Annotated in this window: 1 protein-coding gene; it reads right to left on the reverse strand. The window is 74.8% G+C overall.

Going from position 1 to position 5,353, the window contains the following annotated elements; genetic code table 11:
• On the reverse strand, window positions 1-5,353 hold a 5,353-nt coding region (locus tag PUR61_RS33980; RefSeq protein WP_443035288.1), incomplete at both ends, for an SDR family NAD(P)-dependent oxidoreductase.

The following is a 5,353-nucleotide window of genomic DNA, read 5'->3' on the forward strand; positions in this document are numbered from 1 at the left end:
CAACGCCTGGCGGATCACCCGCTGCTGCGACGGACCGTTGGGCGCGGTCAGACCGTTGGACGCACCGTCCTGGTTCACCGCACTGCCCCGCACCACCGCCAGGACCGGGTGACCCAGACGCTCGGCATCGGCCAGCCGCTCGACCAGCAGCATGCCGACACCCTCGCCCCACCCGGTGCCGTCCGCGCCCTCGGCGAAGGACTTGCACCGGCCGTCAGCGGCGAGGCCCCGCTGCCGCGAGAACCCGACGAACGTCCCCGGCGTCGCCATCACGGTGACACCACCCGCCAGCGCCGCGTCACACTCCCCGCTGCGCAGCGCCTGCACCGCCAGGTGCAGCGCCACCAGCGAGGACGAGCACGCCGTGTCGACCGTGACCGCCGGACCCTCCAGACCGAAGGTGTACGACACCCGGCCCGACGCGACACTGCCGCTCGTGCCGAGGAAGCCCTCGGCGTTGTCGGTGGACCGGTCGAGGACCAGCCCGTAGTCGTTGTACATCACGCCCGCGAACACGCCGGTCCGCGAACCTCGCAGGCCCAGCGGGTCGATCCCCGCCCGCTCGAACGCCTCCCAGGAGGTCTCCAGCAGCAGCCGGTGCTGCGGGTCCATCGCCAACGCCTCGCGCGGCGAGATCCCGAACACCTCAGGATCGAAGTCCGCGGCCCCGTAGAGGAATCCGCCCTCCCGCGTGTACGAGGTACCGGGGTGGTCCGGGTCGGGGTGGTACAGGTTCCCGACGTCCCAGCCACGGTCCTCGGGGAACGGCACGATCCCGTCCCGCCCGGCCGCCACCAGCTCCCACAGGTCCTCCGGCGAGGCGACGCCCCCGGGGTAACGGCACGCCATCCCCACGATCGCGATCGGCTCGTCGGGGTCGGTCGTCGCGGCGGCGACCGCGGTGGGGGCGTCCCGGCCGGCGAGTTCCCCGGAGACGAAGCCCGCCAGGGTCTCCACCGTCGGGTAGTCGAAGACCAGCGTGGACGGCAGCCGCAGCCCGGTCGCGGCGGCGAGGCGGTTGCGCAACTCGACCGCGGTGAGCGAGTCGAAGCCCAGCTCGTTGAAGGCACGGCGGGCCCCGACCTGGTCGGCGGAGGAGAACCCGAGCACCTCGGCGACCTGCGTCCGGACCAGGCCGAGCACGGCGTGGTCGCGTTCGGCCCGGGGCAGCGCCGCGAGCCGTCGCCCGAACCCGTTCGTGGTCCGGGCCCCGGCCCGAGCCGGGGCGAGGCCGTGCAGGATCGGCGGCACGACGGGAGCGTTGCGCAGCGCGGTGATGTCGATCGCCAGAGGCGCGACCACCGGCTCGCCGGTGCCGAGCGCGGCGTCGAAGGCCGCAAGGCCCTGCTCCGCCGTGAGCGGCAGGACGCCGCCGCGCCGCATCCGCTCCCGGTCCGCGTCGGTGAGCGTCTCACCCATCCCCGCGTCCCACAGACCCCACGCCAGCGACGTCGCCGGCACACCCCGCGACCGCAGCTCCGACGCATACGCGTCCAGGAACGTGTTCGCGGCAGCGTAGTTGGCCTGGCCCGCGTTGCCGAACAGACCCGCCACCGAGGAGTACAGGACGAAGGCACTCAGCGCCCGGCCCTCCGTCGCGGCGGCAAGGTTGCGCGCCGCGTCGACCTTCACCCGGAACACCGTGTCGAGGCGCTCGGGCGTCAGATCGGTCAGCAGTGCGTCGTCCAGCACACCGGCGGCGTGGATCACCGCCGACACCGGCTCGTCCCGCAACGCCTCGGCCACGGCCTCCGCGTCCGCCACGTCGCAGGCCACCGCCCGCACCTGCGCCCCCTCGACCTCCACGCCCGCACCCGACCGGGACAGCAGCACCAGGCGCCGCACACCGTGGGCCTCGACCAGGTGCCGGACGACCAGCCGTCCCAGGGTGCCGGTCGCACCCGTCACCACCACGACGCCGTCACCGAACTCCACGGGCCCGGCGGCGGAATCCGCCGCCCGCGCCCCGTCGAGCCTCACGAGCTGCGGAACCCGCACCACGCCGTCCCGCACCACTGCCTGCGGCACCGGGTACAGCGCGTTCGCGTCCGCGTCCGCGTCCAGCAGATGGATCCGGTCCGGGTGCTCCGACTGCGCCGACCGTACGAGGCCCCAGAGCGCGGCACCGTCCGCATCGGTGACGGTGTCCCCGGCCGCGCCGAACGTCCGCACCACCAGGCGGGACTCGGCCCACGCGGGATCGGCCAGCCACCCCTGGAGCAGGGAGAGCAGCGCACCGGCCCGGTCGAGTGCGGCGCCCGGTGCCGTCGCGTCCACGACCAGTACGGGGGCGGCCGGGACGGGCAGCGGATCGCCCAGGTCCACGACCACCGGGGCGTCCGCCGAGGCGGACACCTCCTGCACCACCCAACCCGGGCCGAACAGGGACCGGTTCGCGGAACTCGTCGGCCGGCCGGCCGCCACGGGACGCAGGACCAGGCCGTCGACCACGGCCACCGGGAGTCCGGAGGCGTCGGCCAGGGCGATCCGCACCGCACCCGCGGTCGCACCGGCCTCCAGCCGCACCCGCAGCGCGGCGCCCGCGGGCCGCTCCCACCGGACACCGGAGAAGGTGAAGGGCAGGTGGGCCCCGTCGGCCGTGATCAGCCCGCCGACACCGATCGCGTGCAACGCCGCGTCGAACAGCGCCGGGTGCACGCCGAACCCGTCGACCGACTCGCCGGTCGTGACCTCGGCGAACACCGTCCCGCCGCGACGCCAGGCCCGCCGCAGGCCCCGGAACGAAGGACCGTAGCCCAGGCCCGCTTCCGCGAACGCCTCGTAGAGGCCGTCCAGTTCGACTTCCTCCGCACCCGCCGGCGGCCACACGACCAGATCCGCGCCGTCGTCGACGGACCCTGCCCCGGCCTCGGTACCGGCCTCGGCGGTGAGCAAACCGGTGGCGTGCACGGTCCAGGCCGTGGACTCGTCGTCGGGGCGGGAGTAGACGCTCAACGCGCGCCGTCCGGCGTCGTCGGGCGCGGCGACCAGGACGCGCAGCCGGACGGTCACCCCGTCGGGCAGCGTCAGCGGATCCCGCAGGACCAACTCGTCCACCACCGGGGTTCCGGCCCGGACGCCCGCCGCCAGAGCCAGTTCGACCAGTGCGGTGCCCGGCAGCACGGACGTGCCGTGCACCCGGTGGTCGGCGAGCCAGGGCCGGGTTCCGGAGGCAAGGGTACCGGTGAACAACAGCGCTCCGGAGTCCGGGAGTTCGACCGAGGCCGCGAGCAGCGGGTGGTCCGGGGCGTCAAGACCGGCCGCGGTCACGTCGCCGGTCGGCGGTGTCGGATCCAGCCAGAACCTCTGGTGCCGGAACGGGTAGGTGGGCAGGTCGGCCCGGGCGCCGTCGCCGAGCAGCGCCCGCCACTCGACGCGCTGCCCATGGACGAACAGCTCGGCCACGGCGGCGAGCAGCGCCATGACCTCGTCCCGGTCGCGGCGCAGCGCGGCGACGGCGACGGCGACCGTGTCCGGGCCGCCCGCCTCGCCGATCAGCGCGGTGAGGACGCCGTCCGGACCCAGTTCGAGCACACGGCCGGCATCGAGAGCGGTGACGGCGTCGGCGAAGCGGACCGGCTCGCGGACCTGCCGCACCCAGTACTCCGGGTCCGACCACTCCCCCGGCGTCACGGCGGCGCCGGTCACCGTCGACACGGCGGCGAGGGTCGGCTCGGCGAACGTCAGGGCCCCCACGATCGCGCGGAACTCGTCGAGCATCGGCTCCATCAGGCGGGAGTGGAACGCGTGGCTGGTCCGCAGCCGGGACGTCTTCCAGTCCCGGTCCGAGGCCAGTTCGGCGATCCGCGCGATGTCGCCCTCCGCACCGGACACGACCACGGCGTCCGGTCCGTTCACCACGGCGACGTCGATGTCGGGGAACGCCTCGCGCACCTCGGCCTCCGAGGCCCCGACGGCCAGCATCGCCCCGCCCGCCGGCAGCGCCTGCATCAGCCGGCCCCGGGCGGCGACGAGCTTCGCCGCGTCGGCCAGGGTCAGGACCCCGGCGGCGTGGGCGGCAGCGATCTCACCGACCGAGTGACCCGCCACGACGTCCGGCTCCACGCCCCACGAGCGGACGAGGGCGAGCAGCGCCACCTCGACCGCGAAGATCGCCGGCTGCGCCCAGCCGGTCAGGTCCAGCCGCTCCCGGTCGTCCAGGACCTCGTGCAGCGGGAGATCCAGTGCCGCACACGCCTCGTCGAAGGACGCGGCGTACACCGGGAACGCCTCGTACAACTCCCGGCCCATGCCGGTCCGCTGGGACCCCTGACCGGTGAACACCACCGCCAGCCGGTCCGGCCCGGCGACCCCCGTCAGCGGGTGGGTCCCGGCGGCCACCGCCGCCAGGCCCGCGTCCAGTGCGGTGCGGTCGCTCGCGAGGAGTACCGCCCGGTGGCGCAACCGCGCGCGGGGCGCCAGCGCCCGTCCGACCCGGCCCGGGGACGTGTCGGCGGCGAGGCCCTGCCGGATCCGCTCGGCAGCCTCCCGCAGCGCCTCCGGCTCGGCGGCGCTGAGCACGATCGGAACGACGGCCGGCGACTCGGCGCCGGTCGCGGAAGCCGGTGCGCCCGACGGGGCTTCGAGGATGACGTGGGCGTTGGTGCCGCTGATGCCGAACGAGGACACCCCGGCCCGGCGCGGCCGGTCGGTCGCGGGCCACTCGCGGGCCTCGGTCAGCAGCTCGACCGCACCGGCCGACCAGTCGACCTGCGACGACGGCGCGTCGACGTGCAGCGTGCCCGGGAGAATCCCGTGGCGCATCGACTGCACCATCTTGATGATCCCGGCCATACCTGCCGCCGCCTGCGTGTGCCCGAGGTTCGACTTCACCGACCCCAGCCACAGCGGAACGCCGTGACGACCCTGGCCGTAGGTGGCGAGGAGCGCCTGGGCCTCGATCGGGTCACCCAGCGCGGTACCCGTCCCGTGCGCCTCAACTGCGTCCACGTCCCGCGCCGACAGACCCGCCGACTCCAACGCCTGGCGGATCACCCGCTGCTGCGAGGGGCCGTTCGGGGCGGTCAGACCGTTGGACGCGCCGTCCTGGTTCACCGCACTGCCCCGCACCACCGCCAGGACGGGGTGGCCCAGGCGCTCGGCATCGGCCAGCCGCTCGACCAGCAGCATGCCGACACCCTCGCCCCACCCGGTACCGTCCGCGCCCTCGGCGAAGGACTTGCACCGGCCGTCGGCCGCCAGACCCCGCTGACGCGAGAACCCGACAAAGGTGTTCGGCGTCGCCATCACGGTGACACCACCCGCCAGCGCCGCGTCACACTCCCCGCTGCGCAGCGCCTGCACCGCCAGGTGCAGAGCGACCAACGAGGACGAGCACGCCGTGTCGACCGTG

Origin of the sequence: Streptomyces sp. BE20 (assembly GCF_036322525.1) — a bacterium.
Classification (GTDB): domain Bacteria; phylum Actinomycetota; class Actinomycetes; order Streptomycetales; family Streptomycetaceae; genus Kitasatospora.